The organism is Pseudoalteromonas sp. SWXJ133 (assembly GCF_015864365.1).
Taxonomy (GTDB): Bacteria; Pseudomonadota; Gammaproteobacteria; order Enterobacterales; family Alteromonadaceae; genus Pseudoalteromonas; species Pseudoalteromonas arctica.
Window position 1 is genome coordinate 85993 of sequence record NZ_JADYXJ010000010.1, and the last position, 26926, is coordinate 112918.

26 protein-coding genes, 1 tRNA gene and 1 pseudogene are annotated in these 26926 nt (G+C 38.5%); 18 read left to right on the top strand and 10 right to left on the bottom strand.

The genetic code is table 11. The features are described from left to right. Positions 1–188 precede the first annotated feature (188 nt). On the bottom strand, positions 189–1661 hold the full coding sequence (ilvC, locus tag I6F40_RS09875) for a ketol-acid reductoisomerase (RefSeq protein WP_166376950.1): 1473 nt from the start codon (positions 1659–1661) through the stop codon (positions 189–191). A 138-nt stretch (positions 1662–1799) separates the two neighbouring features. Between ilvC and ilvY the strand changes: the two genes are divergently transcribed. From ilvY to I6F40_RS09905, 6 genes and pseudogenes are all read left to right on the top strand, one after another. Continuing rightward, positions 1800–2705: an HTH-type transcriptional activator IlvY gene (gene ilvY / locus I6F40_RS09880; RefSeq protein ID WP_166376951.1), complete on the top strand. Its 906-nt coding sequence runs from the start codon at positions 1800–1802 to the stop codon at positions 2703–2705. 157 nt (positions 2706–2862) lie between these two features. Then, positions 2863–3006: pseudogene (locus I6F40_RS19700) on the top strand (GGDEF domain-containing protein); the annotation flags it as partial. A gap of 447 nt (positions 3007–3453) precedes the next feature. Further along, complete coding sequence (locus tag I6F40_RS09890) at positions 3454–4266, top strand: MipA/OmpV family protein (RefSeq protein ID WP_197192841.1); 813 nt, start codon at positions 3454–3456, stop codon at positions 4264–4266. Position 4267: 1 nt separating this feature from the next. Further along, positions 4268–4648 carry a DUF3019 domain-containing protein gene (locus I6F40_RS09895; protein WP_024594036.1) on the top strand — a complete coding sequence of 127 codons (381 nt, stop codon included), beginning with the start codon at positions 4268–4270 and terminating at the stop codon, positions 4646–4648. Positions 4649–4662: 14 nt separating this feature from the next. Continuing rightward, a complete protein-coding gene (locus tag I6F40_RS09900; protein ID WP_007584133.1) occupies positions 4663–5355 on the top strand; it encodes a response regulator in 693 nt (230 codons plus the stop codon). Positions 5356–5380: 25 nt separating this feature from the next. Continuing rightward, the gene (locus I6F40_RS09905) at positions 5381–6628 is read left to right on the top strand and encodes an ATP-binding protein (protein ID WP_024608150.1); all 1248 of its coding nucleotides are present in this window, start codon (positions 5381–5383) and stop codon (positions 6626–6628) included. A gap of 88 nt (positions 6629–6716) precedes the next feature. On the opposite strand, the gene I6F40_RS09910 is transcribed toward I6F40_RS09905, so the two are convergent. Next, complete coding sequence (locus I6F40_RS09910) at positions 6717–6941, bottom strand: DUF3820 family protein (protein WP_007586607.1); 225 nt, start codon at positions 6939–6941, stop codon at positions 6717–6719. Between the two features lie 347 nt (positions 6942–7288). Then, positions 7289–8863, bottom strand: a complete 1575-nt coding sequence (locus tag I6F40_RS09915; RefSeq protein WP_007586608.1) for a cation:proton antiporter family protein — start codon at positions 8861–8863, stop codon at positions 7289–7291. A 265-nt stretch (positions 8864–9128) separates the two neighbouring features. On the opposite strand from I6F40_RS09915, the gene I6F40_RS09920 reads away from it, so the two are divergent. Beyond that, entirely contained in the window at positions 9129–9872 is a 744-nt protein-coding gene (locus I6F40_RS09920; RefSeq protein WP_007586609.1) for a sporulation protein, read from the top strand. Between the two features lie 74 nt (positions 9873–9946). Continuing rightward, a complete protein-coding gene (locus I6F40_RS09925; protein ID WP_165728719.1) occupies positions 9947–10396 on the top strand; it encodes a GNAT family N-acetyltransferase in 450 nt (149 codons plus the stop codon). A 79-nt stretch (positions 10397–10475) separates the two neighbouring features. Here the strand turns inward: I6F40_RS09925 and I6F40_RS09930 are convergent, their stop codons facing one another. From I6F40_RS09930 to I6F40_RS09955, 6 genes are all read right to left on the bottom strand, one after another. Continuing rightward, positions 10476–11831 (bottom strand): sodium-dependent transporter, encoded by a 1356-nt coding sequence (locus tag I6F40_RS09930; protein ID WP_197192842.1) that lies wholly within the window; start codon positions 11829–11831, stop codon positions 10476–10478. A 204-nt stretch (positions 11832–12035) separates the two neighbouring features. Continuing rightward, a complete protein-coding gene (locus tag I6F40_RS09935) occupies positions 12036–13328 on the bottom strand; it encodes a sensor histidine kinase (protein WP_166376953.1) in 1293 nt (430 codons plus the stop codon). A 19-nt stretch (positions 13329–13347) separates the two neighbouring features. After that, the gene (locus tag I6F40_RS09940; protein WP_166376954.1) at positions 13348–14052 is read right to left on the bottom strand and encodes a response regulator transcription factor; all 705 of its coding nucleotides are present in this window, start codon (positions 14050–14052) and stop codon (positions 13348–13350) included. A 25-nt stretch (positions 14053–14077) separates the two neighbouring features. After that, entirely contained in the window at positions 14078–14461 is a 384-nt protein-coding gene (locus I6F40_RS09945) for a DUF3019 domain-containing protein (protein ID WP_007586617.1), read from the bottom strand. After that, complete coding sequence (locus I6F40_RS09950; RefSeq protein WP_231609340.1) at positions 14451–15233, bottom strand: MipA/OmpV family protein; 783 nt, start codon at positions 15231–15233, stop codon at positions 14451–14453. The genes I6F40_RS09945 and I6F40_RS09950 overlap by 11 nt, the downstream gene beginning before the upstream one ends. A gap of 429 nt (positions 15234–15662) precedes the next feature. Continuing rightward, positions 15663–16466, bottom strand: a complete 804-nt coding sequence (locus I6F40_RS09955) for a hypothetical protein (protein ID WP_007586622.1) — start codon at positions 16464–16466, stop codon at positions 15663–15665. Positions 16467–16579: 113 nt separating this feature from the next. Between I6F40_RS09955 and I6F40_RS09960 the strand changes: the two genes are divergently transcribed. Together I6F40_RS09960 and I6F40_RS09965 are read left to right on the top strand one after the other, a co-directional pair. Continuing rightward, positions 16580–17734, top strand: coding sequence for a serine hydrolase domain-containing protein (locus tag I6F40_RS09960; RefSeq protein WP_165728721.1), 1155 nt, complete (start codon positions 16580–16582; stop codon positions 17732–17734). Next, complete coding sequence (locus I6F40_RS09965; protein ID WP_165728722.1) at positions 17731–18234, top strand: SixA phosphatase family protein; 504 nt, start codon at positions 17731–17733, stop codon at positions 18232–18234. Before I6F40_RS09960 ends, I6F40_RS09965 begins: the two co-directional genes overlap by 4 nt. 80 nt (positions 18235–18314) lie before the next feature. Here the strand turns inward: I6F40_RS09965 and yhbY are convergent, their stop codons facing one another. Further along, positions 18315–18611, bottom strand: coding sequence for a ribosome assembly RNA-binding protein YhbY (gene yhbY / locus I6F40_RS09970; protein WP_002963153.1), 297 nt, complete (start codon positions 18609–18611; stop codon positions 18315–18317). A gap of 88 nt (positions 18612–18699) precedes the next feature. Here yhbY and rlmE point away from each other — a divergent pair, with 88 nt between their 5' ends. The 8 genes from rlmE to I6F40_RS10010 all read left to right on the top strand — a co-directional run bounded on the left by rlmE (position 18700) and on the right by I6F40_RS10010 (position 26779). Next, positions 18700–19329, top strand: a complete 630-nt coding sequence (gene rlmE / locus I6F40_RS09975) for a 23S rRNA (uridine(2552)-2'-O)-methyltransferase RlmE (protein ID WP_007586629.1) — start codon at positions 18700–18702, stop codon at positions 19327–19329. 66 nt (positions 19330–19395) lie between these two features. Further along, complete coding sequence (gene ftsH, locus I6F40_RS09980; protein WP_032827068.1) at positions 19396–21339, top strand: ATP-dependent zinc metalloprotease FtsH; 1944 nt, start codon at positions 19396–19398, stop codon at positions 21337–21339. Positions 21340–21417: 78 nt separating this feature from the next. Further along, on the top strand, positions 21418–22266 hold the full coding sequence (gene folP, locus I6F40_RS09985) for a dihydropteroate synthase (RefSeq protein WP_166376958.1): 849 nt from the start codon (positions 21418–21420) through the stop codon (positions 22264–22266). Further along, on the top strand, positions 22263–23612 hold the full coding sequence (gene glmM / locus I6F40_RS09990; protein ID WP_166376959.1) for a phosphoglucosamine mutase: 1350 nt from the start codon (positions 22263–22265) through the stop codon (positions 23610–23612). Before folP ends, glmM begins: the two co-directional genes overlap by 4 nt. Positions 23613–23683: 71 nt before the next feature. Beyond that, on the top strand, positions 23684–24433 hold the full coding sequence (gene tpiA / locus I6F40_RS09995) for a triose-phosphate isomerase (protein ID WP_166376960.1): 750 nt from the start codon (positions 23684–23686) through the stop codon (positions 24431–24433). Between the two features lies 1 nt (position 24434). Next, positions 24435–24788 carry a preprotein translocase subunit SecG gene (gene secG, locus I6F40_RS10000; RefSeq protein WP_002962769.1) on the top strand — a complete coding sequence of 118 codons (354 nt, stop codon included), beginning with the start codon at positions 24435–24437 and terminating at the stop codon, positions 24786–24788. 80 nt (positions 24789–24868) lie between these two features. Next, positions 24869–24953: transfer RNA gene (locus tag I6F40_RS10005), tRNA-Leu, on the top strand. A 200-nt stretch (positions 24954–25153) separates the two neighbouring features. After that, a complete protein-coding gene (locus I6F40_RS10010; RefSeq protein ID WP_166376961.1) occupies positions 25154–26779 on the top strand; it encodes a methyl-accepting chemotaxis protein in 1626 nt (541 codons plus the stop codon). Positions 26780–26926 lie beyond the last annotated feature (147 nt).

Here is a 26926-nt window from a genome sequence, read left to right on the forward strand (position 1 = left end):
TATTAATTAATTTTACAACTGAGTAGAGGGCTATATTAACACATTATTTATTTTGAGCTAAATACTGCTTACAAGAAATAAATTGAGGGTAGCGTAGTACCATTAAAGCTTTATGAATGTGTATAAAAAAGCCCATATGTTAAACATATGGGCTTGGTTTCTAACAAGCGAATTTTTATTATTTACAATTAAACAATTTTTTTCATTGCTGACATGTAACCACGTAATTTTGCACCTACTTTTTCAACAGGGTGTTCACGCAGTGCAGCATTAATTTGAATTAATGTTTGGTTATCAACTTGGTTGCTGTGCTCGCCAAGGCCTTTACCAATAATGTCGGTATCAACGTTTTTCATAAAATCAGCAAGTAATGGTAAACATGCATGGTTATATAAATAACAGCCGTATTCTGCAGTATCAGAGATAGTACGGTTCATTTCGAAAAGCTTTTTACGCGCAATAGTATTGGCGATTAATGGCGTTTCGTGTAATGACTCGTAGTAGGCCGACTCTTCAATAATGCCGGCTGCTGTCATGGTTTCAAATGCAAGTTCAACACCTGCCTTAACCATTGCTACCATTAAAATACCGTTATCAAAAAATTCTTGTTCTGAAATTTCTACATCGCCAGCAGGAGTCTTTTCAAAGTTAGTTTCTGCTGTTTCGCCGCGCCATTTAAGTAAGTTTACATCATCGTTATTCCAGTCTTCCATCATGGTGCGTGAGAAGGTGCCGTCGATGATGTCATCTTGGTGCTTATTATAAAGCGGACGCATAATTAGTTTTAGTTCTTCACTTAGTTCAAACGCTTTTACTTTTGCAGGGTTTGAAAGGCGGTCAAGCATGTTAGTAACGCCACCGTACTTAAGTGCTTCGGTAATTACTTCCCAGCCGTATTGAATTAGTTTTGATGCATAACCCGCATCAACGCCTTTTTCTACCATTTTATCAAAACATAAAATAGAGCCAGTTTGTAACATGCCACATAAAATGGTTTGTTCGCCCATTAGGTCAGACTTAACCTCAGCAATAAATGATGATTTAAGTACACCTGCGCGATGTCCGCCCGTACCCGCTGCATACGCTTTAGCTTGTGCTAAACCAAGACCTTGAGGGTCATTTTCTGGATGAACTGCGATCAGAGTTGGCACACCAAAACCGCGTTTGTATTCTTCACGTACTTCAGAACCAGGACACTTAGGTGCAACCATGATTACAGTAATGTCTTCACGTACTTGCATGCCTTCTTCAACAATATTAAAGCCATGAGAGTAAGCAAGGGTAGAGTCTTTTTTCATAAGTGGCATAATTACACTTACTACAGCGGTATGTTGTTTATCTGGCGTTAAGTTAAGTACTACGTCAGCTGTAGGAATTAATTCTTCATAAGTACCAACAGTAAAACCGTTTTCAGATGCATTTAAAAATGATTGGCGACGCTCAGAAATAGCTGATGCGCGTAATGTGTAAGAAACATCTAAACCAGAGTCACGTAAGTTTAAGCCTTGGTTTAAACCTTGTGCACCACAGCCTACAATAACTAGTTTTTTGCCTTTAAGTGCGTCAACGCCATCGGCAAATTCGCCTGCGTCCATAAATTCACATTGCGCTAATTGCGCTAGTTGCTCGCGTAAAGGTAAGGTATTGAAATAATTCGCCATTGTTAGTGTCCTATAAAGTCATGTTTGTTAGATGCGCAAAGTTTATTGCGCTTACAAACACCATATGTAAAATCGTTGCTTGCGTAAAATGATATATTTGAATTAAAGTGTTTCATAATATGAAACACTGGGTTTGGCATGGATCATAAACATTTGAACTACTTTTTAGCGCTGGCTAAAACGCTCCACTTTGGGCGCGCAAGCGAACTTTGCCACATAAGCGCACCCACTTTGAGCCGCAATATAAAACACTTGGAAGAAGAGGTAGGTGTTGCATTATTTGTACGCGATAACCGCAGTGTTAAATTAACGCGTGAAGGTGAGTCGTTTATTGATTACGCCACAGCAACGCTTGCTAATTGGCAGCGTTTTAAAACGGATGTAAAAGACCCACAACAACATATTTACGGCAAAGTAAGTATCTATTGCTCGGTTACTGCATCTTATAGTTTTTTACATCAAATATTAGAGCAACTTCGTGCGCAGCATCAGTATATAGAAATAACATTAAATACAGGCGACCCTGCACTTGCTATAAACCGTGTGTTAGATGGGCATGAATTAATGGCTATTGCAGCTAAGCCAAATAAGTTACCGGCGCAAATTGCTTTTGTAGATATAGGGCACTCTCCACTTTTATTAATTGGACCAAAAATTCAATGCCCGATCACACAAAAACTAACACAAAATAGTGATGACATTAATTGGTCTGATTTAGAATTTATTGTGCCAGAACAAGGTTTTTCTCGCCAAAGGTTAGAACACTGGTGGCGCAAAAATAATATTCACGGGAAAATTTACGCACAAGTTGCTGGGCACGAAGCAATGGTATCTATGGTGAGCTTAGGGTTAGGTGTCGCAATGGTCCCTAAAATAGTACTAGATAACAGCCCGCTGCAAGATAAAGTACAAATACTAACACCAAAAATGCAAGCACCTGATGGGTTTGATATTGGTTTGGCAGTATTAAGGAAAGAGTTAAATGACCCTGCAATCAGTGCTTTGTGGAATATTGCGCAAACTTTAGATGCCAAAGCGATTTAATGTGTATAGAGGACAAACAAGTTAGTTGAATAGTCGAGTGTGGGTTAATAATAAAAAAATTACGCTTGAAAATGTATTTACGAACCACGCCAAATTAGTTGCTCATTCTACCCAATGATTAAAAAAGGCGATTTTTAAAAAGTAAAGTGATGCTGCAAAACGTGCTATTTCTGCAAGTTTTAGTACAGCAATTTTACGGCCATTTACAAATAGTTCTGTTTTAGTTGAACGTGCAGATAGAGCCTTATACATTGCCAAAACACATGGACGAAATCGTATAGAAATAACCCCTGATATTTAATAAGTGCCAGAGGTTTCTGATTTATTTGGGTTAAAGCCGCTCAATTTAGGGCGATTTAATCCAACTTCAGTTTTGGTAAACAAGCAGGTAAAACCCAATAGAGCTGTAGCGAGTTAGCTCTTAGTAATTTTTTATTTGAATAATTGCATTTGCTACGTAGTGCCTCATTTTCAAAGTATCTTAAAGTACTATTAGTCAAAAATTACACAAGCAACTCAAAATATAGTCCTTAGACACAACTACCTTGAAAGATAAATAGTCCGAAAAGCATAAAGTTAACATTTTTGTATACAAATTGTGAATAATTGTAACCAGCTAGAGCTAGTTTAAAAAGACCTTGCTAGTATGGGGAACTCACTTATTTTGATACTTTGATTTACGCTGATGCGGTATGCCTTCTCATTATTAACAGCTCTATGTTTTAGCACTTTGTTTGTTTGCCTTTCGGTGCAAGCAACACAGGCAAGCAAGCATGCTGACGATTATACAGAGCAAGATATAACAACCGATCGTCTGCATTTGAGTTTAAGCGTGGGGGCTGGAGTTATAACCAACCCTTTGCATGGTGGAGATAATATTCCGCTCGTGCTTATTCCTCAAGTTGCGTTTTATGCAGAGCAATGGTTTTTTGATAATGGCCGTCTTGGTTATTCATTTTTGCAAACCCCTAAGCATCACTTTAATCTAGTTGGTGAACTCAACTCTGAGTCTCGCTTTTTTATAGACTGGCACCCTAAAAATGTATTTACACTACAAAGTAGTGCCCTCAACAATCAGTTCGTAATGCAAGATGAAGCCTCGTCCTCTCGCTATGTTAATATTGATAATTTACATAAACGGCAAATTGCACTGGATGCGGGTATTGCATATCACTATGTAAATGAAGACCATGTTTTTTCGGTTCAGGCTCTGCATGATATAACCGATGTTTATCGAGGTGTACGCGCAGCATTACAGTGGCAGTATCATACTGTGCTAGGAAAGCTCAAAATAAAGCCAACACTTGGAATAAACTATAAATCTGCGGAACTAAATAGCTATTTTTATGGACTTAATGAGGGTGAAACTCAATTTGGCAAAATAGACGTTGGTAGTAGTTGGCAACCTTATGCTAAAATCGACGCCCGTTGGCCACTGAGTAAGGCTGACTCTCTTCGTTTTCATGTAGCATATTACGACTATTCGGCTATGGATGGCAGTCCGCTCTTTGAACGTACTTATTCAATGACTGCATTTATAGGATTCGATCGTACTTTTTAATATGAAGTATTCAATATTAGTTGTCTTTATTACCACTTTTTTTAGTGGTTTTAGTGTGGCACAAACCCCTTTTTTTAGCGTTTCTCCAAAAGTCTGCGTTGTCTCTGAACAGCAGGGTTTTTGCGATCTTGATTTACAATTTAAATGGCAATTAAACACCTACAGTGATGTCTGTTTGTATCAGCAAGAGCAACGGCTTCAATGCTGGGAGCAACAACTTTCTGGGCAATTTAATTATAAAGCGCGTGTTCAGGTGGAGACCATATACTCCTTAATCAATCCTCATACGGGTGTGTTAATAGCAAAAACACAGGTTGAAGTACAAAGCGCCCATGCTAAAAAAAATAGGCGTAGGCTTCGCTCTCCGTGGAGCTTTTTTTAATTTAGGAGCAACTAATGCCAAAAATTTTACTTGTTGAAGATGATCTCGGTTTACAACAACTAACAAAAGATTACCTTGAACATAATGGCCTTGAAGTCGAAGTATTAGACCGTGGTGACGAAGTGTTTAATTACCTAGAAAACAATACACCCGATTTAATGATTTTAGACGTTATGCTGCCAGGTAAAGATGGCTTTAGCGTTTGCCGCCAAGTAAGAGATAAATTTACTCTACCAATTTTAATGTTGACTGCTAAAGGTGAAGACTTCGACCAAGTACTTGGCTTAGAGCTTGGCGCTGATGATTATGTAATAAAACCAGCAGAGCCACGTGTATTACTAGCGCGAATTAATGCATTACTGCGTCGTGGACAACCCATGGTAAAATCAAGCGAAGAGCTCCAGTTTGGTGATTTAGTCATTGATAAAACAAGTCGTATTGTAAAACTAAGTGATTCGGAGATTGTATTAACTTCGCACGAGTTTGAGTTATTATGGCTATTAGCGTCAAATGCGGGTGAAGTACTAAGTCGAGAACATGTGCACCAGCATATGATTGGCCGCCAATACGATGGACTTGATAGAACTGTGGATGTACGCGTATCACGAATTCGTAAAAAATTAGGCGACAACAGCGATAAGCCATATCGTATAAAAACTGTATGGGGACAAGGCTACTTATTTGTTTCTGATGCATGGGATCTTTAGAACTATTTAAGGTTAGTCGGCTTTAATGGGAAAACTGTTTACCAGCTTATATTTATATATCATCGTTTCTTTGTTTGTAGTGAGCGGTGTTATAGAGCAATTGTGGCCTTACGAAGAGTCGCAACAGCAGGTCTTCTTAGATGATGAGTTTGGGCAATCACTCTGGTTGCTCTCACAAACTTCAAATGGTCTTAAAAAGTTAAAGCACAACTTTGAAAGTAAAGTGATTGAACGACGTGATTTAATACTCCCTCAAAAACAACAATCGCAGCTCAACCAAAACCACTACTTATACTTATACGATAAGCAACAACGCATTGTTTGGTATGTAGATCTCGGTAATGATTCATTACTTCAAGTAGGACCGGTAGGTGTATTAACGCAGGAATCATCTTCTGTTTGGCCGTATTTATTACTACTTATTATTGTAGGTATACCTGTTGGGCTGTGGAGCTTTTTACTATGGCGCGACTTTGCAAAGCTACGTAAAGCGTGTGAAGCGGTAGAGGGTTTGCAAGACTTTCAACTAAACGACTCTTCTAAGTCTTTCTTTTTACCTATTACTGATACATTAAAGGTAATGCAGCAACGTATTGAGTTTTTACTTAGTGCGCAGCAAGAACTTACCTCATCGGTGTCGCATGAGTTTAGAACACCACTAGCACGTTTAAAGTTTGCAATAGTAATGCTGCAAGAACAAATGCTTGACGAAAAAGGTGAGAAATACCTAACAAATATGCAAACAGACATTAGCGAGCTTGAGTCACTAGTTTCTGAAATGCTTGAATACGCGCGATTAGACTCTCAACAACCTAGTTTACAGCCAATAAACTGTGACTTAGCTGGGCTGGTAAAAACAACTGTTGAAAAGCTAAACTTTGAAGCCCGAACAACGCTCTCTGTAAACCTCCCTGAGCATTTAAATTATTACTGTGATAGTCACTTTATGGCGCGAGTATTTCAAAATTTAATTGGCAATGCGCTCAAATACACTCATAAACAAGTTAAAATTTCATTGCTACAAGAGACAAAACACATCGTATTGATTGTTGAAGATGATGGTGAGGGGATAGCTCCCGCTGAGCGAGAAAATGTATTTAAACCTTTTACTCGACTAGATAAAAGTAGAGGCAAGGATACCGGTGGTTTTGGTTTAGGACTCGCTATAGTTGCTAAAATTGTATCGTGGCACCAAGGAGAGTGTAAAGCAGAAAACTCAAGCTTAGGTGGTGCTAAATTTATTGTATATTTACCCCTCAAATTAAAGACATAAAAAAAGCGCCTAGAGGCGCTTTTTTTGCGGTTAAAAACCAAAATCAACAAGTAGCAATATAATAGACCGCAAGTACTTAAAAAAGTTCTCAACTATTTTTATTTTTTTCAAGTAATGGCATTAACATTTGCTCAAGGCCATTTAGTTTTACCTCATACATCATCGCAAGTTGACTCCCTAGTTTTGAGTCAGGAAACCCTTGCTGATTAAACCAGACTAAATAAGGCTCTGGCAGTAAAAGCAATGGCCGTCCTGCATATTTTCCAAACGGCATTATGGTATTAATAGCTATTTTTAGTTGTTTTGGATCCATAAAAACTACTTATGTATTTAAAGTATGCGTAAGTGTAAGGGATTTTAGAGATATAAAATAGGCTGTGACGGGCAAGAAACAGCCTATTTTGCGAGGGAGTAGGCCCTCTGATTTAATAATTTTATGTTGATATAAACCTAGTTGAACTTTAATTAGCTGGGATCTAATTAAGTTATTATTAGAACATGGGTTCTTATTTAACCAACACAGTTAGTCTACCTGTTTTTCATTGTTGTGGTGAATTGGCTTGTAAAGGAATGTAAATAGAATTGCTTTTTATTTAAAAACTAATAACAAAGCCTTAACTGATTAAGGCCTTGTTATATTATAGACGTCATAAAAAGTAATTATTCGTTAAATAGTTCTTGTTTAACGTGCTCTGCAAAACCACTACCGGCTTCTAGGTAAAAGTTATAAGTAGAATGAACACCCATTTCTTCTAGTTCTTTTTGTTGATCAGGGTAGTTTGCAATAGCTGTTACTTGACCTTTATAACCGGAGGCTTGTAGTTGCTCTAAGGCAAAAATATTTTGCATGTGTTTTGGCATCGCAAGCATAACCATTTCTACTTGCGAGTGATTTACTCGTTGCCAAAAGTCAGGGTCGGTTGCATCAGCAATTAAGACGTTGCGGCCTCTGTTAACGTGCTTATCTACCACCTCAGGTTTTATATCTATACCTGCAACAACATTTGGGTGAGTCGCGTTGATAGTCTCATAAGCACCAGTACCAATCCGTCCCATACCAAAAATGACTATTCTAGTATCGTTAAGGTTAACAGGTAGCTCTTCAGCTAAACGAGTTTTGCTTTCGAACTTTAATAACCAGTGCTCAATTTTGACGTACAACTCGTTTGAACGTTTATTTAATGGGGAGGCAATTATAAAGGTAATAGAAACAGCAATTGCCATTACAGCTAGCCATTCAGAGGTGATCATGCCTGTAGTTGCAGCCACTGCACATACAATTAAACCAAACTCACTGTAGTTAGATAAGCTAAAAGCAGTAAGTAATGATGTACGCGCGCGTAGTTTAAATATATTAGTGAACACATAATAAAGCGCTATTTTAACGGGTAATACTAAAATAAGTATAATAGCAACAATCAAGGAGTTAGTGGTTAGCTCTGCGCTCAAACCAATACTTAAGAAGAAGCCAACTAGCAATATGTCCTTTAAATTAAGCAGGGATTTTGATAGCTCGCCTGCCTTTTTGTGAGGGGCAAACATCATTCCTATTATTAATGCACCTAAATCGCCTTTTAGACCTGCAAATTCAAATGCATGATAACCAGCAACTAGAGCAAAGAAAAAACCAAACAATGGTAATAGTTCACCATGTTTAGATCGGTTCAACACGCCATACATTACAGGTCGTAATAAAGGCAAAGCAATTATTAGTGCAATTGCCCATAAATTTGGGACTTTACCGGTACTAATAGCTAAAAAGATAACAGCAAAGATATCTTGCATTACTAATATACCAATGGCTATTTTGCCGTGTAGGCTTGCCATTTCTCCGCGCTCTTCAAGTACTTTTACTGCAAATACAGTGCTCGAAAAACTCAGTGCAAATCCAACCAATAAAGCACTTTGCCAACTTAAATCAACAAATAGTGGAATAGCGAATACGCCAAGTAACAGCATAAAACCACTAAATAACGCACTGCTAAAAATGATATGCAATGTTGCAGGTGCCCAAACTTGAGGTTTAATCAAACTGTTAACTTTAAGTTTCAAGCCAATACTAAAAAGAAGAAGGGTTACGCCAAGGGCTGCAATTGTATCGAGCAACTCTGTACTTTTATATCCCGATAAATTTAAAGCAAAGCCTGCTAATAAAAATCCAATAAGAGGAGGTAGTTTTAATTGATAAACGGCAAAACCACAAACAAACGCGGCAGCAAAATAGATTAGTTCCATAATTCTTAATATCACTTCATTTGGTGTTGCAGTGTAACGAAAAATTTATGCCATTGAAAATATAATAGACCTAAAAATGAACGCGTCTAATCAATTACTTGCCTTGCTGCGTATGAAAAATGCGCATTAAACACTTATTTAATCGTAAATAGTATGTAAATAACATTTTTTCACTGACATTAGCTTTTAAATATGGTTAAGATGCGATAACGAAGAAGTTTAAGCCAGAGCAAATAATAGAGCAGCTCAGCTTAAGGAGAGAGATATGTTTAAAAAGATTTTAGCGTCGGTAGGTATTGGTGCTGCAAAAGTAGACACTATTTTAGAAACTGAACACCTACAACCAGGTCAACTTTTTAACGCACAAATAGTTATCACAGCAGGGGATGTTAGCCAAGATATCGCAGGCTTAGATTTATTATTAATGACTCGTGTTAAAGTTGCGGGTGATGATGGTGATTATTTTACTAATCATGTAATTGAGCAATGGCGAATTACAGATATTGGTACAATTGAGCCAGGCGAAGTTAAAAACATCCCTTTTGAAGCACGTCTTCATTCTGAAACACCTATTACAGAAATTAATGCAGGTTATAATCAATCACATGTATGGCTAGAAACAGGCCTAGATATAGACTTAGCACTTGACCCAACAGATAAAGATCATTTACACATTTACCCTAATGAAGCGGTTAAAACGTGTATGCAAGCGATGGAAAAGTTAGGTTTTAGTTTAATGAAAGCTGACGTAGAAAAAGGCCACTTACGGGCTTCAACTTTTCAGTCATTATCTGGCTGTTATCAAGAACTTGAGTATAAACCTAATAGCCGCAGCTTATTTGGCATTCAGGAGATTGAATTATCGTTTGTACCAGAGGCACATAAAACACATGTGCTTATAGAGCTAGACAGAGCCTTTAAAGGCGATGGTTATGTAGATTTGACCATAGAGCACGATCATGTGAATCTATCGCAGTTGTGTGATCAGCTAGAGCGCTTATTTACTTAGTATAAGCTAACTAAGCTAGCGAGTGATTTTAATAAACCCAGCCTAAGCTGGGTTTTTTGCTTATAGGATTTAATATGCAGTTTAAATGTGAGCAGTTTGACGCTCTTGATACACAGACTCTTTTTACTATTATGCGTGGGCGGGTTGATGTGTTTGTTGTAGAGCAAAAATGTCCTTACCCTGAACTTGATGATGTAGATATTGCTTCAAATACACAGCATTTATATACATTGGATAATGAGCAACTACAAACTTATGCGCGTTGTTATGACAAAAGTGAGCAATACAGCGCAATAGGTCGCGTGCTAGTGAGTGAAGGAGCGCGTGGTAATGGGTATGCTACTTTACTTATTACTAAAGCTATAGACTGCTGCAAAGCACAATGGCCTGAGCGAGATATTTATATAGGTGCACAAACTTACTTACTTGATTTTTACCGCTCTTTTGGCTTTGAGGATTATAAAAGTGAATATTTAGAAGACGGTATACCTCATCAAGATATGATTTTAAAACTCACTAAATAAATCCAATTTAAGCAGCTATAAAAAAGCCCACTAATGTGGGCTATTTTAATTTAAGACTATTTTAAGGTTAAGGTATTATTTAGCTCAAGAGTGAGTGTAAAAACACCATACCAATAGCAAGTGGACACACAAACTTGGTATACCAAGGCCATATTTTCCAAAACAATGTGTTATGGACCTCAGGATTACCTTCTTTAATTGCTTTAAGTAATGAGCTTCTGTACCAAATCCAGCCTACAAATATACAACACATCAGGCCAAGCAAAGGTTGAGCTACTTTTGTAGTTAAAGTAATCACTAAGCCAAATAAGCTGCTAAGGTTACACACAATTATAATGCTAACGATAGCAATTAAAGCTCCAATCAACCAGGTTGCCTGAACGCGTTTCATCCCAAAGTGTTCTACAGTGTATGATACTGGTGCCTCTAACATTGAAATAGATGACGTTAAAGCGGCAATACTCATTAACGCAAAAAATGAAAAGCCCACAAATAAGCCAACTTCGCCCATTCCATCAAATAAAGCAGGGAGTACTTGAAACACTAACGTATCTTCAGAGAGTAATTTACCTGTTGAGGCCGAGAATATTTCAACGCCTTGAGCTTGCGCTACATACATAGCCGGAATAATCAGTAAACCCGCTACAAAGGCTATAAATACATCAATAAGGGTTACATAGGCACCTAAAGAAACAAGATTTTCTTTTTTGCTAATGTACGAGCCGTAAATAATCATTACGCTAGTACCTAGCGATAAAGAGAAAAAAGCTTGTCCTAGTGCGCTAACTAATAGTTTTGCGTCAAAAATAGACGAAAAATCAGGAACTAAGTAAGCCTTTAAACCCTCCATTGCGCCATCTTGGGTCATTACATAAGCAATAAGTGCAAATAAAATCCCCAAAAGAGCGGGCATTAAACGTTTTGACCATTTTTCAATACCGTTCTCAACGCCTCTACTAATAATAGCGACAGTTAGTACGATAAAGACGAGAGTGAATATGATGTTCCGGGTAAGTGATTGCTCACTTAACCATGTCGATGCTGTGTCGGCACCGACAAGAGTAGCTATGGGTTCAGCTGTAGCGCTGAGCATCCAACCGGCAACAATGGCGTAAAAACTTAATATAAAGCCAGCACATAAAATACCGCCAAAACCAACAATAAAGGCAAAGTGTTTTTGCCATGGCTTATTAGATATTTTTTGAAGTGATGAAACCGCATTTGCTTGGCCATGACGACCAATCATAAGTTCAGCCATTAAAGCGGGGTAGGCTAAAAAGAACGCAAGCACTAAATATGCGACTAAAAATGCAGCACCGCCATTACTTGCTGTTTGTGTAGGGAATCCCCAAATATTGCCCAAACCAACGGCAGAACCCGCGGCGGCCATAATAAAACCAAAGCGAGAGCTGAACTCGCCTCTAACTGCGCTCATATTATTGTACTTCTCTATTGTGTGACGGCGGTGACAATCTACTGGAAATGTTAAAAAATAAAAAGTGCTTATTTGCTGATCTAGCACAATTTAATAAGTAAAGTGTGTGTTATAACCATCGATTTTAATTGTTGTTATCGAGTCGTTTAAAATAACGAGTTGATTTTGTTTAATAATTGTTAATTACAGTCTGCAACTATTGCTTTACGAATTATGATGCTGTGCAATAGTGAGAGTAAAACACGCACCACCTAGCTGGGTACTTTTACTTACTTTAACACTGCCATGATGCCAGTCGGCTACTTTTTCAACAATAGCTAGACCAAGGCCGTAACTTTTATCAGCTCTGTTACGGTGATCTTCTTCCCTAAAAAATGGGCTAAATACATTACTAAAATTTTCTCGAGCGATACCCGGGCCGTCATCTTCTACCGTTATTATAAGCTGTTGCTCGTGTAACTTTGCGCTTAAGTAAATATGTTGGCTTGCAAAATCACATGCGTTAGTTAATAAATTAGTAATTGCGCGAGCAAGCCAGTGAAGATCTGCATTTATTATTTTATCGGTACTATTGAGCTGTACGTTGAGCATTTGCATTTCAAGCTTAGGTGTAAGTTGCACTAAAATATCTTCAAGGTAGAACTTAATGTTTGTTGATGAATAGGTCAGCTTATTAGCATTTTGCTCTAAAGTAGCAAATGCTAAATAGCTACTAAGCATCGATTCCATATGGTCTAAATCATTTTCCATACGGGTTAAATACTGTTTTACTTTTTGCTCATCATGGCTATCTAATGCCGCATCTAAACCAAATCGCAGGCACGCGATAGGGGTGCGTATATCATGAGATAAACTTGAGGCCATTAGCTTGTTTTCGGCGACAAGCTTCTCTATTTGGCTGGCCATGCGGTTAAAGGTAAGCTCTACGTCTTTTATGTAAGTAAAATGCGATACTTTTATTCGGGCTTGAACATTACCAGAGGCAAACTTTTTAGCGGCTTCATTTAACACGGTTAATCGTTTAGCTAAGGGCGCAATAATAAACCCCATAAATACACATAAGCCTGCGTAAAAGAGCAAGGTTAATATAATGTCATTATGTTGCTCGCTATCAAAAATTTTATCTAAACGCATTGATAAGTGAAAAGGATTTAAAACAGCGCTGCTATAAAGCATATAAAAGCCTTGCTGATCTTCTAAAATCAGCCCACCCGGCGTGTGCATTTGTAATAATAAAGAAGGCGGTAAAGCAAGTGATTCATTAGGTTTGTAATCAATTAAAACATCAAACTCTAGCGCCAGTTGTTTTACATAATCGCTGCGCTCAGATGTGGGTATGTTAGCTAACTGCTTGCTAAAACCCATGATCATTTTACTTTGCTGACTAAATTCATCCTGTGGGGTATGCGCTTGTTGACTAAAAGCATCAATAAGCCAGCCCAATACCACAATAGATAAAAGTGCACTGCCTAGAAGCGATATATAAAACTTTTTCATTTATTTATTCATCACTTTATTACCACGCAGTAGAAACAAGTAAATATCCACGGCCCCAAATAGTTTTAATTTTTTCAGGGTTTTGTGGATCATCATTAAACTTTTTACGAAGTGCAGAAATAAGTACATCAACACTTCTATCAAGCCCATCGTATTCTCTGCCTTTGGTTGCTTTAAATACAGCGTCACGCGAGACCACTTGGCCTGCATTGCTCGCAAGGTAATGAAGCAGTAAATACTCAGCACTTGATATGTTTACGTCTTGCTTGTTGAGTTTTACATTTCTAGATTCGGTATCAATACTAAGCGCACCAACATTAATAACACTCTCGTTAACGTGTGGGGTATTTGGCTCATTTTTTTGGCGAAGGGCTGCTTTTATACGCGCTAGCAATGCACGAGGGCGTACAGGTTTCATTATGTAGTCGCTTGCACCTACTTCTAGACCAATGACCTCATCCATTTCTTCATCGCGTGCGGTGAGCATTATGATGGGCGAATTATAAAAACTACGAAGTTCTCTACACACGCTTATACCATCTTGCCCTGGAAGCATAATATCAAGGAGCACGATATTTGGATTTAACGTTTTGACTTGGCTAATTACTTCGTCACCTCTGTGACAAACATGCGTTGTGTAGCCTTGCTCTGTTAAATATTCAGCAACCCATTGAGCAAGTGATACATCGTCTTCAACGAGTAAAATAGTGCCATAGTTATCCATGAAAATATCCTTAATGCGATTGGTATTAAAATAGTCGCCAGCGGCGCTTTTTTTGCCTGTTTTGATATACCCATTGAAGCTTTACTTCGGCAATACTAATTATTTTAGAGGTATTGCTGTCAAATAGTTCAAATGAAATACTTTGCTGTGAATCAAATGCATAATTAAAGGTACCGCTCTGTTGCTTGAGCCAACATTGCATTATGTACTTTGAGGTGGCGTCACGTAGGCAGTAATTACCAATGATAGGTTGCTCCCACGTTAGCGTTACGTCAGCATAGCAATTTCGCCCTTCGCGCAATGCAACGCAGGTGTCTGGAACTGCTATAAGTGCTTCAGGAGGTTCCTGAGCTTTAACAGTAAAAGTACTGGGGAAGATCAGTAATACACAGATCCATCTAAAATACATAACGTAGGCCTACCTTGGCTTTGTGTTGATATCCTTGGGAAATAATTGGACTGTCGTCAATCTCTTTTGAAAACCATGTGGTAAGCCAGCCGGATAAAAACACCCAATCTTGGCTTATTGGGTACTCAGCATGGAACTCAAAAATAATACTAGTACTGGCATTGCTGCTATAAATCGGGCGAAGGCTGGTGGCTTCATCGCTATCAATGCCAAAGTAATAATTGGTAAAGTCAGCAGAGTAGGCGCTTAAACCAACACCAGATCTAAACTCCCAGTTTCGCCATGGTAAAATGTGACTAAAAAAGCTGTTTATAACCCAGCCATTGTGCGCGCCAGATACATCATGAAGGTATTCAAAAGAGAATTGAGAATTTTCAAATCGACGAGAAAGTCGAAGGCCGACGTCAAAGTCGTAATTACGTTTTTTTATACCTTGGAGTTCTTTTATAACACCATGGTTATAGAATCCGAGGCCTTTTTCGTCAAATCCAGCTTGAGTATTTGTGCCTAATATATCTAGGCCCCAATCAAATTTATCTATAAGACTGTAGCCTATTACAAGGCCGCCACTGAGTTGATTGTGATCGAAATCAAGGTAAAATTTATCGTAGGAAACAGCAAGACTTAAGTCGAGCTCAACGCCTTTATCGTAAGACTCAATGCCGACAAGGTAAGAATCTTCAATATAAAAGCCCGCACCAGCACTCCAATCCCACGCAAAGCCTTGGATTGGCTCTAACGTATTATCTGCATAATAGCGGTTACTTGCCATACTCGACGTGCTAAAAATGCAGCAAAAAAGCAGTGTTATGCTCAGTAAAGTATGGTTAAGCAAAGCGTTTCTCATCCCTTAGGGCCTAATTATTATTTGTTATTAAGCGTAGTATATTGTTAATTCGTTCCTTTAATCTGTAAAAAAATGTAGTAAGTGTTAGGTCTGTTGATCTTTCAAGGTTAAATTTGCAGCAGTCTGTTTGGTATTTAGGTAAGGCAGAGCCTATGCAGTGTGGCTATTCCCCATAAATGGGCGATAACGTAGCATTAATGCCAAACAGGCGCTGCCCAAAGGGTTCTTCCTAGGGGCTATTTACTCTTTGTTGCTCGGTTTTTACTTAGCCCACTAGGTTACAAATCTCGCGCCGCGATTAAATAGCCCCTAGTTTGAACAAATTTTAATCCGTAAAGATCAACAGACCCTAATTTACTGAACTTTAATTTTATCGATTAATATACTACTCAAGTAAAACTGCATCATAGGTGTTAATGCACTTACTTCTGTTCTATTACATGGACCGCTAAGTTTGGTAAGGCTAGATAGTTTTGACAACGTTTTGTACTGAGGTATTTGAATATCTTTGCCAAGTCTTTCAATTCGGGCCTCGTCAGTGTTTTGCTGATGAATAAAAGCGACAACCTCAAGCTCATTTGTTATTTTTTGCTCTTCGGTGAAATTGTAAATTAGTGGTTCACGATGAAAACTTGCACTGTCGATTGAAGATTTAGCAAACCAAACAACATCACCCGATGACTTGTGCGTGAGACGCATACTAACTTGTGCAAATATTGCAGCGCACTGTTGTGTTGGGTATTGCTGGGCAACATTTGAATATAAAGTAAATGGCTTCTCTGGTTGCTTTATTGCGTACTTAGTATCATCTGTGAAAGTTAAATCGAGTTGCTGAATAGTCAGTGTGTAGTCACTGTTATTTTTAGTTGTTACTTTTAGTTGTTTATCGTTCAGTGCTTGGCTAATTTGCGATAGAAGTTTATCGGTTACGCTTGCCTTATCGGTAATGATTTTTACTGTTTGGTTTCTAACTACTTTATGTGCAGGAAGCTGAACCGATTTAACTTTTGGAGATGAGTGCTCTGTAGTGTACTCAAGTTGATAGGTCTGACTTTTTAATGTTGGCTTTAATGGCATAGCCAGTGGTTCGGCCGGTTGCTTTGTAATAGCACAACCAGTTGATAATAAAATAAAAAGTGACACAACTAAAAAACGCATAAGTACTAAACACTCGCTTAAAACCAAATAATCGTCGTATTGTACGTTAGTACAAACAAAACTTCATGATATTATCTGCGCAGATGTAGTTAAAAAGATAAATTTTATAAAAAATGAAGTATCTCAACTCTTTATCGTATTGCCTATCTGCTTTGTGTTTGCTGTTTAGTTCTATGGGTTTTGCAGCAAAAGCGGATCCTGATTGGGATGCATTTGTAAAAAAGTACGGCCGTTACGCACAAAAAAAATTAAAAAGTAAAGGTATACCCGGTGCAGCGCTTTCGATTGTAAATATAAACAATTCAGACTACATCCACACCATGGGCGTAACTAAATCACGAAATGGACAAAAAGTTAATAAGCATACTCGGTTTAGACTCGCGTCTGTTTCGAAGACATTTGCAGGCTCGTTATCAGCTAAATTGGCTGCTAACGGCCTACTGGAATTAGATAAGCCTGTTAGCGAATACATAACTGATTTTAAAGGGACTGTTTATCAAGATGATTTAAAGGTGTTTCATCTTTTGAGCCATTCAAGTGGATTAGTTCCTAATGCATACGACAATTTAATTGAATCTCGTATGGATTACCCAGGTATTGTTGAAAAGCTGCTTAGCGTCAAACCAATTTGCAAACCCGGCGAATGTTATGGCTATCAAAACGTTATGTTTAGTCTTATAGGCGATGTGATATTACAAAGCACCGATAAAAGTTACGGACAGTGGTTACGAGAAGCTATTTTTGAGCCATTAAAAATGAGTGATGCGAGCTTAGGTTTTGAACAAATGGTGCATGACAATAATTATGCTCTACCTCATGTGCGGGGTAAAAAACGCTGGTATAGCGCTAAGCTTAAAAAAAATTATTATAAAGTGGGACCTGCAGCGGGTGTGAACGCTAGCGCAAGTGATATGGCTATTTGGTTAAGAGCGCAGCTGGGCCAATATCCTGATGTTTTGTCATTGGATACTCTAGCAAAACAAACACGCCCTTATACACATACAAAAAAAGAAATGCATCGCAGGGTATGGAAAAAACACCTCAATGAAGCCTATTACGGATTAGGCTGGCGCGTTTATAACTATGCTGATGAAACACTTTACTATCATAGTGGCTGGGTGCAAGGTTATAGAAGTGATGTGGTTGTATTTCCTCACTTAAATATTGGTTTTAGCTTAATAGTTAATGCTGAAACCGGCGTAATCAATGAGCTAACGACTGAATTTATCGACAGGCTATTAGAATACAAACGAGGTAAAAAAATATGAATAATAAAATAATATTAGCAATCACTTTTTTAATCATGTCATTCAATTGTAGTTTAGTGTTTGCAGCACCTGATGAGATATATTTGTTTCGTCATAGCGAAAAGTTAACGGGTAAAAATCCAGCGCTTTCAGAAGAGGGGAAGGCACGTGCAAATAATTTAGTTACGTTGTTTAAAGAACATCAAAATATACATCTTTTTAGCAGCAACTATAAACGCACGTTGCAAACAGCCGCACCTTTGCAGGCACATTTTAATACCAAAATAAATGTGTATAACGCAGGTAAGCTAAGTGATTTAAAAAATGAGTTACTAAAACTAAAAGGTGTAGTTGTTGTTATTGGGCACAGTAATACAACACCGCAACTAGCCGAGCTACTTTCGAATGAAAAAGTGCCAGCAATGAGTGAAACACAATTTTCTCAGTACTTTATATTGAATAAGAAGCGCAGTAGTAATGGTAGCGAATATGATGTAACCCATCATAAAATGAGTTTTTGATTTAAAATGTTAAATAATAAAAAACCAGCATTAAGCTGGTTTTTTTAATTTAAACGCACTAAATCCTTTAACAGGAATAATTAGTTACGCGGTAAATGTATTTTTTTCTCAACGCTTTGACGATAAAGCACAATAGTGTGACCTATCGTTTGTAGCTTAGTCGCACCAGTTTCACGTACGATTGCTTCAAAAATTAATGCTTTTGTTTCACGATCGTCAGTTGGAACTTTAACTTTGATTAATTCGTGAATTTCTAATGCACTTTGAATTTCTACTACTACGCCTTCGGTTAAACCGTTAGAACCTAGTAAAACTACAGGCTTAAGGCTATGTGCCTGACCTTTTAAAAACTGCTTTTGTTTGTTTGATAATGTCATGTTTATACAAATTTTGCTGAATATGGCTTGAATTAAGGGTATTCTAACGCCATCTAGAGAATATTACTAATTAGTTGCGTGTTAATTTATGACAAATAAAAAACAGTCAGCCAGTTCACAGCGATGGCTGAAAGAACATTTTGATGATAAATATGTTCAAGAAGCGCAAAAAAAAGGCTGGCGTTCCCGAGCGGTTTTTAAATTAGATGAAGTACAAAATAGAGATAAAATACTTCGTCCAGGTATGACAGTTGTTGATTTAGGGGCGGCTCCAGGAAGTTGGTCTCAATATTTGGCTGAAAAAGTAGGTGACAAAGGCCAAGTGATCGCGTGTGATATATTGCCGATGGATTCACTTGCGGGTGTTGACTTCTTACAAGGTGACTTTCGTGAGGAGGCTGTATTAAATGCGTTGTTAAAACGTATTGATGGTAAAAATGTTGATGTGGTACTCTCTGACATGGCACCAAATATGAGTGGCAATAACTCAGTAGATCAAGCGGGTAGTATGTATTTGGTAGAACTTGCGCTGGATATGTGTAGTCAAGTACTAAAGAAAAATGGCGCATTTATTGTTAAAGTTTTCCAAGGAGAAGGCTTTGATCAATACTTGCAAGATGTACGTAATAGTTTTAAAGCAGTGAAAATACGCAAACCTGATGCCTCACGTGCCCGTTCTCGGGAAGTATATATAGTAGCGACTGGATACAAACTGTAGTACAGTTGCTTGGCGTTTAGTTGAATTTAAATTAATTGGATACAAGAGGTTAACCCCTTGAGCGATATGGCGAAAAATTTAATACTATGGCTGGTGATTGCAGTTGTGCTGATGTCAGTCTTTCAGAGCTTTAATGGCGGCGAGCAAGTTGATCGTCAAACAAGTTACACTCAATTTGTAAAAGATGTCCGCAGTGGCTCTTTACAAGAAGTTATTATCGACCGCGGTACAGGAAATATTACTGGTACTAAGAGCAGTGGTGAGCGTTTTCAAACAACGATGCCAATGTACGATGAAGACTTAATAAATGATTTACTTAAAAATGATGTAAATGTGAAGGGTGTACAACCTGAAGAACAATCATTCTTAGCAAGTATATTTATTTCTTGGTTCCCGATGATACTGCTTATAGGTGTATGGATATTCTTCATGCGTCAAATGCAAGGCGGCGGCGGTAAAGGCGCTATGTCATTTGGTAAGAGTAAAGCTCGCTTAATGAGTGAAGATCAAATTAAAACAACGTTTGCTGATGTTGCAGGTTGTGATGAAGCGAAAGAAGATGTTACTGAGCTGGTAGACTTTTTACGAGATCCTTCTAAGTTTCAAAAACTTGGCGGTAGTATTCCTAAAGGTGTACTAATGGTTGGTCCTCCAGGTACCGGTAAAACGTTACTTGCGAAGGCTGTTGCTGGTGAAGCTAAAGTGCCATTTTTTACAATTTCTGGTTCAGATTTTGTTGAAATGTTTGTGGGTGTTGGTGCGTCACGTGTACGAGACATGTTTGAGCAAGCTAAAAAAGCGGCGCCTTGTATTATCTTTATAGATGAGATTGACGCTGTTGGTCGTAAACGTGGTGCTGGTATGGGCGGCGGTAACGACGAACGTGAGCAAACACTTAACCAAATGCTAGTAGAAATGGATGGTTTTGGTGGTAACGAAGGTATTATTGTTATCGCAGCAACTAACCGACCAGATGTACTAGACCCTGCATTACTTCGCCCAGGTCGTTTTGACCGTCAAGTTGAAGTAGGTTTACCTGATATTCGTGGTCGTGAGCAAATACTTAAAGTACACATGCGTAAAGTGCCATTAGGCGATAACGTAGAAGCTGCTCTTATAGCACGTGGTACTCCAGGTTTCTCTGGCGCGGATTTAGCTAACTTAGTAAACGAAGCTGCACTTTATGCAGCGCGTGGTAATAAACGTGTTGTAAGTATGGCTGAATTTGACGCTGCTAAAGATAAAATCATGATGGGCGCAGAGCGCAAGACCATGGTGATGAGCGAGCAAGAAAAAGCAATGACAGCGTACCATGAAGCTGGCCATGCTATTGTTGGTCGTATGGTGCCAGAACATGATCCAGTTTATAAAGTATCTATTATTCCACGTGGCCGTGCGCTGGGTGTAACAATGTACTTGCCTGAGCAAGATCGTGTTAGTCATTCAAAAGAGCTTTTAGAATCAATGATTTCTAGCCTTTATGGTGGCCGTATTGCTGAAGCGCTTATTTACGGCGCAGATAAAGTAACAACGGGTGCAAGTAATGACATTGAACGAGCTACAGATATAGCGCGTAAAATGGTTACACATTGGGGTTTAAGTGAAAAACTAGGTCCGTTACTTTACGCTGAAGATCAGAACGAAATGTATATGGGTGGTGGCGGTAGTCGTTCATCTAGCATGTCGGACGACACGGCAAAAGTAATTGATGCAGAGGTTCGATTACTTTCAGATCGTAACTATCAAAGAGCAGAAGAAATATTAAAAGAAAATATTGATATTCTTCACTCAATGAAAGATGCGTTAATGAAATACGAAACTATTGATGCTAAGCAAATTGATGATTTAATGGCACGCCAACCAGTACGTGAACCGCGTGATGCGCATGACCGTCATGAAGCTAAACCGGTAAAAGCGGAAGAACCTCAAGAACCAGTTGCTGATGAAAGTCAAAAGACTGATGATTCATCAAAAAAAGATGAAACAAACCTTGATGACAAAGCTGAATAATCGTTAAAATAGTAATGAAAGCCCCGAACTTCGGGGCTTTTTTGTATCAGCTATTTAGAAAAAGAATAAAGGTTGGCAATGACTAACATATTAAAGCTTCCGAGAGGGCGTACGCTTAATCTTGAAAAGCCCGTCATTATGGGAATATTAAATGTAACGCCGGATTCATTTTCTGATGGTGGGCAGTTTTTAGATCCCAAAATAGCACTAAAGCGCGCAATGCAATTATTAGATGACGGTGCGACAATTTTAGATATAGGGGGAGAATCTACTCGCCCAGGCGCGCCAGATGTTAGCTTAAATGATGAACTTGCTCGAGTAATCCCTGCTATTAAAGCGATACGTCAGCACAGTGATTGCGTCATTTCGATTGATACCAGTAAAGCACAGGTAATGGAGCAAGCAATACTCGCAGGGGCAGATATAGTCAATGATGTTAGAGCTTTACAAGAAATAGATGCCTTAGAAACGGTTGCGCAGTATGAAGATGTAGCAATTTGTTTAATGCATATGCAAGGGCAGCCCCGCAGCATGCAATCGTCACCTCATTACGATAATTTGTTTATAGATATAAATCTGTTTTTTAGTGAACGTATTAAAGCATGTGAAACAGCTGGGATTAAGTTTGAACGACTTATTCTAGACCCAGGTTTTGGATTTGGAAAAACGCTTAGTCATAACTATCAAATATTGGCTAGGTTTGATGATTTTAATAAATTAGGTTTGCCGTTATTGGCTGGATTATCTCGTAAATCGATGATAGGTAATTTATTAAATAGAGATACAAATGAACGGTTAGCGGGCAGCTTAGCAGGTGCCTTAATCGCAGTGCAAAATGGCGCAAAAATTATTCGTGTACATGACGTAAAAGAAACCGCAGATGTACTTGGGGTATACCAAGCCTGCGAACAAGGAATTTCACAATGAAAGAAAGAAAATATTTTGGCACCGATGGCGTGCGTGGACTTGTAGGCGCTGCTCCAATAAACCCTGAGTTTGCAATGAAATTAGGCTGGGCTGCTGGACGCGTATTATCTCAAAGTGGCACTAAAAAAGTAATTATAGGTAAAGATACACGTATTTCGGGCTATATGCTTGAAACCGCACTTGAGGCTGGTTTAATTGCCGCTGGTATTGATGTTGTATTACTTGGCCCTATGCCGACACCGGCCGTTGCTTATTTAGCGCAAACATTTCGTGCTGAGGCAGGTATTGTAATTAGTGCCTCACATAATCCGTATTACGATAACGGTATTAAGTTTTTCAATGGTCAAGGCTTAAAGCTTGATGACGCAGTAGAGCTTGAAATTGAAGCTATGCTTGATGAGCAAATGACATGTGTTGCTTCAGATAAATTAGGCAAAGCATCGCGCTTGGTAAGTGCGGATGGCCGGTATATAGAGTTTTGTAAGAGCCAGTTCCCGCAAGGCCTGTCTTTAGAAGGTCTTAAGATTGTTGTCGATTGTGCAAATGGTGCTACTTATCATATTGCACCCTCTGTTATGCGTGAACTTGGCGCAGAAGTAATAACACATGCGTGTGAGCCTAACGGCGTTAATATCAACCATGAATGTGGCGCTACTCACGTAGATACCCTTAAACGTAAAGTGCTTGAACTTAAAGCCGACGTAGGTATTGCATACGATGGTGATGGTGATCGCGTAATGATGGTTGATCATAATGGCCGTGTTTTTGATGGTGATGATCTGGTTTATATTATTGCTTGCCAAGCAGCCGAAGATGATAATTTGGGCGGTGGGGTAGTTGGCACTGTTATGTCTAACATGGGCCTTGAAAATGCTTTAAAAGCAAAAGGTATCGAGTTTGTTCGCAGTAAAGTGGGTGACCGCTATGTTATGGAATTACTACAGCAAAAAGGCTGGAAAATTGGCGGTGAAAGCTCAGGCCATGTACTGAATCTAGACTTAATTAGCACGGGTGATGGTATTATTTCAAGCTTACAAGTACTTGCTGCTATGGTTGCACAAAATCGTACATTGCAAGACTTAGGCGCTGGTTTTACCAAGTATCCAATGAAGATGATTAACGTGCGTTATACAGCTGGAACTGACCCTACAAAAGCACCAGAAGTACTTTCAGCTGTAGCAGAAGTTGAGCTTGCTTTAGGCGATAAAGGCCGTGTTTTACTGCGTAAGTCAGGCACTGAACCTGTGGTTCGTGTTATGGTTGAAGCAGAGCAAGAAAAGATTGTAATAGACAGCGCTCAAAAAATTGCAGCTGTTGTAGAATCTATGAGCAAACAAACTGATTAATAACAATAATCTCTTGTAACTTTGGGCGAGAAAAGTTAATATCTCGTCCGCTTTCTAATGTGGAGTGGATAATGGCAATACGCAAGGCGATGGTCGCAGGCAACTGGAAAATGAATGGCTCTTTAGAGTTAGTTAAACAAATGTCTGACGCTATTAACGATGTAAAATCACAAGAGATGGACATTGTTTTATTTCCTCCATTCCCACTTGTACCAGCAATGGTAGCTAGCGGTGTTTCTACAGGAGCTCAAACTGTTTCTGAAAATACACCTGGCGCATTTACTGGTGAAGTTGATGCGCAGCTTATAAAAGATTTAGGTGTAACTTACGTACTCGTTGGTCATTCTGAACGCCGCAGTATTTATAACGAAAGTAATGCAACCGTCGCTGAAAAGTTTGCTAGAGCACAGCAAGTTGGGTTAACACCAATATTATGTGTAGGCGAGAGCGAAAGTGAGCAAGAAAACGGTCAAACCGAACAAGTAGTTGCTGCACAAATTGATGCAGTAATAGAGAAATTAGGTGTAGCAGCACTGAAAGATTCTGTGATAGCATACGAGCCCGTTTGGGCCATAGGCACAGGTAAGACTGCATCGCCAGAGCAGGCACAAACTGTTCATAAATTTATCCGTGACAAAATTGCATCACTTGATAGCAATTTAGCACAAGGGCTTACCATCTTATATGGTGGTAGCGTTAATGAAAAAAATAGCGAATTATTATTTGCACAAACAGATATAGATGGCGGCTTAATTGGCGGCGCAAGTCTAAAAGCAGAATCTTTTACTGCAATCTGTAACAGTGCAAAAGGGACTGTATAAGATGTACGAAATTTTATTAGTAGTTTATTTAGTTGTGGCTTTGGCTCTAGTTGGAATGGTTTTAATTCAACAAGGTAAAGGCGCAGATATGGGTTCTTCATTTGGCGCTGGTGCATCAGGCACAGTTTTTGGTTCGTCAGGTGCAGGTAACTTTATGACAAAAACAACCACAAGCTTAGCAACGGTATTTTTTGTATTAAGCATTGTGTTAGGAAACCTAACTGCTGGTCAAATTAAAAAGACTGACGAATGGGAAAACCTAGAAGCAGCTCCAGCAGTAGAAACAGTAGTTCCTGTTGAAGAAGATGTTCCAGTAACATCTACTAAAGAGCAAAGCTCTGACGTACCAAACTAATTTAGCGTAAAGCTATCGTTAAACGATTTATAGTCCTCAAATAAATCACATGTTTAACAATTAAGCGAAAGCTTAATAATGCGGATGTGGTGGAATTGGTAGACACGCCACCTTGAGGGGGTGGTGCTTTAGGGCGTGGGGGTTCAAGTCCCCCCATCCGCACCAAATTTAGAAACCAGTAATAGTGATGTTACTGGTTTTTTTGTATGTGAAATATATTTCGAGTGTTTTTTGAGCTAAACTTGTACGTTGTTAAATAATTATTCTATTTATTAGAAAAAAAACTAGAAATATTACAAATTTAGCTCACACTTATAGATATCAGGCCGATAATGGATATAGACATTAAAATAAGGTAGTAAAGCATGGCTTCAGGCTTCTCTTTTCAAAACTTAAGCATCACTAAGAAAATACATGCTATTACGTGTATTGCGATAGTGGCTTTTGTAGTGATCGTATTGGTAAATTATTTAGCAATGAATGATAACAAGGTTTCCCTTGATGAGATGGGTAGTTCATCATATGAAATAGTAAAAATAACTTCGGAGAACGTAGGGCTTCTTGAGAAGTTAGATGAGCTTTATACTCAAGCTGTTACGTTCGGTGAACAAGACATTATTACTAAGGCAGATGATGTTTATAGAACTATTGAATCTAATATTACCTTAATAACACAGCTTAATAATTCCTACATTAGTAACGATATTATTAATGAGTTGTCAGATTATGAAAAAATTTCCTCAAGCATTGCTACAGGTATGGTTAATGGGACTGCTGATTTTAGTAAAATCCAGCAACAAGCGCAGCTTAAAACAAGCTTATATGGATCTGTTTTAGAAAGCTTTAAAGGTGCTCAACAAAAAGCTGATAATCGTTTTTTTGAACTGGTTGCCAACACCAAAACGCGCTCTGATGAAGCATTAACCTTAATGTTAGTTGTATCAATTATCTCATTAATTTTATTGTTATTTATGGCTATATGGATTGCTAAAAATATAGGTTCATCTGCTAGTGATGCAGCTAACAACCTAGGTTTATTAGCAAGCGGTAATGGCTCTTTAAGCACACAACTAGCTGTGAATTCAGAAGATGAGATTGGACAAGTTTCTATTAACTTTAACGCATTTATTTCTTTATTAAGAGAGACGGTTCTTGAAGTAATTGCTGTGTGTGAGCCTTTAATGGAAAACTCAACACGACTAGTTCAAGGTATGGAACAAGCGGAGCGTGCTACAACTAAACAAACGACCGATGCAGAGGTTGTTAAACAATCAATGGAAGAAATGAAGCAGAGCGTAGGTGACATATCTCAATCTGCAGCTAGTGCTTCTCACGCAGCAGAAACTGCCGAAAAAGAAGTCGAGCAAAGTCGTACACAAGTTAAAATGTCAGTCACGGTTTCTCGCACGCTAAGTAACGAAATAAATCAAGCCGCCACAACTATAAATAAGCTTGCAGATGACACAAAAAATGTATCGCAGATTTTAAACGTTATTACTTCTATCGCTGATCAAACTAACTTACTTGCTCTTAACGCTGCAATTGAAGCCGCTCGTGCTGGTGAGCATGGACGTGGTTTTGCTGTAGTGGCAGATGAGGTTCGTGAACTAGCTTCTCGTACTGCGCATTCAACTAATGAGATTCGAGAATTACTTGGCGCATTAACTACCGCTGCAAATGAGTCTGTATCTGCTATGACTTCAGCTAGAGACATGGCAACAGATAATGCGACTGCGGCAGAGAAAACAGGTATTTCAATAGAGAAAATTGCAGAGCAAATGTTAGAAATTAATGGTATGAATTCGCAGATAGCAGCAGCGACTGAGGAACAAACATCTGTTGCTGCTATGGTTGTTGAAAACGTATCCAATATGCATGTATCGTTTGAGGATACGATGAGTTCTCTACTCGCTGTACGTGATGTTGCCAAAAATTTACATTACCTCTCTGATAACTTACTCGATGCAACAGCTAAATTTAGAATAGAATAATTTCCACTTAATATAGAAAAAGCGAACTCAATAGTTAGTGCCGTTTACTTGAGGTGAACGGCATGTTTTTTTCAATAATAGTGTATCTATTTTTAATACTTTTAAGCACCATTGATAATTCCGTCCTCGCTCATCCTCCAATTTAAA

Coding starts and splice junctions, on each gene's coding strand:
- secG (WP_002962769.1), top strand. CDS start 24,435: ATGTACGAAATTTTATTAGTAGTTTATTTAGTTGTGGCTTTGGCTCTA.
- I6F40_RS09965 (WP_165728722.1), top strand. CDS start 17,731: ATGAATAATAAAATAATATTAGCAATCACTTTTTTAATCATGTCATTC.
- glmM (WP_166376959.1), top strand. CDS start 22,263: ATGAAAGAAAGAAAATATTTTGGCACCGATGGCGTGCGTGGACTTGTA.
- ftsH (WP_032827068.1), top strand. CDS start 19,396: ATGGCGAAAAATTTAATACTATGGCTGGTGATTGCAGTTGTGCTGATG.
- I6F40_RS09955 (WP_007586622.1), bottom strand. CDS start 16,466: ATGCGTTTTTTAGTTGTGTCACTTTTTATTTTATTATCAACTGGTTGT.
- I6F40_RS09905 (WP_024608150.1), top strand. CDS start 5,381: ATGGGAAAACTGTTTACCAGCTTATATTTATATATCATCGTTTCTTTG.
- ilvY (WP_166376951.1), top strand. CDS start 1,800: ATGGATCATAAACATTTGAACTACTTTTTAGCGCTGGCTAAAACGCTC.
- I6F40_RS09910 (WP_007586607.1), bottom strand. CDS start 6,941: ATGGATCCAAAACAACTAAAAATAGCTATTAATACCATAATGCCGTTT.
- I6F40_RS09950 (WP_231609340.1), bottom strand. CDS start 15,233: ATGGCAAGTAACCGCTATTATGCAGATAATACGTTAGAGCCAATCCAA.
- I6F40_RS09945 (WP_007586617.1), bottom strand. CDS start 14,461: ATGTATTTTAGATGGATCTGTGTATTACTGATCTTCCCCAGTACTTTT.
- I6F40_RS09920 (WP_007586609.1), top strand. CDS start 9,129: ATGTTTAAAAAGATTTTAGCGTCGGTAGGTATTGGTGCTGCAAAAGTA.
- I6F40_RS09940 (WP_166376954.1), bottom strand. CDS start 14,052: ATGGATAACTATGGCACTATTTTACTCGTTGAAGACGATGTATCACTT.
- I6F40_RS09915 (WP_007586608.1), bottom strand. CDS start 8,863: ATGGAACTAATCTATTTTGCTGCCGCGTTTGTTTGTGGTTTTGCCGTT.
- I6F40_RS09895 (WP_024594036.1), top strand. CDS start 4,268: ATGAAGTATTCAATATTAGTTGTCTTTATTACCACTTTTTTTAGTGGT.
- I6F40_RS10010 (WP_166376961.1), top strand. CDS start 25,154: ATGGCTTCAGGCTTCTCTTTTCAAAACTTAAGCATCACTAAGAAAATA.
- yhbY (WP_002963153.1), bottom strand. CDS start 18,611: ATGACATTATCAAACAAACAAAAGCAGTTTTTAAAAGGTCAGGCACAT.
- I6F40_RS09960 (WP_165728721.1), top strand. CDS start 16,580: ATGAAGTATCTCAACTCTTTATCGTATTGCCTATCTGCTTTGTGTTTG.
- rlmE (WP_007586629.1), top strand. CDS start 18,700: ATGACAAATAAAAAACAGTCAGCCAGTTCACAGCGATGGCTGAAAGAA.
- I6F40_RS09935 (WP_166376953.1), bottom strand. CDS start 13,328: ATGAAAAAGTTTTATATATCGCTTCTAGGCAGTGCACTTTTATCTATT.
- folP (WP_166376958.1), top strand. CDS start 21,418: ATGACTAACATATTAAAGCTTCCGAGAGGGCGTACGCTTAATCTTGAA.
- I6F40_RS09925 (WP_165728719.1), top strand. CDS start 9,947: ATGCAGTTTAAATGTGAGCAGTTTGACGCTCTTGATACACAGACTCTT.
- ilvC (WP_166376950.1), bottom strand. CDS start 1,661: ATGGCGAATTATTTCAATACCTTACCTTTACGCGAGCAACTAGCGCAA.
- tpiA (WP_166376960.1), top strand. CDS start 23,684: ATGGCAATACGCAAGGCGATGGTCGCAGGCAACTGGAAAATGAATGGC.
- I6F40_RS09930 (WP_197192842.1), bottom strand. CDS start 11,831: ATGAGCGCAGTTAGAGGCGAGTTCAGCTCTCGCTTTGGTTTTATTATG.
- I6F40_RS09900 (WP_007584133.1), top strand. CDS start 4,663: ATGCCAAAAATTTTACTTGTTGAAGATGATCTCGGTTTACAACAACTA.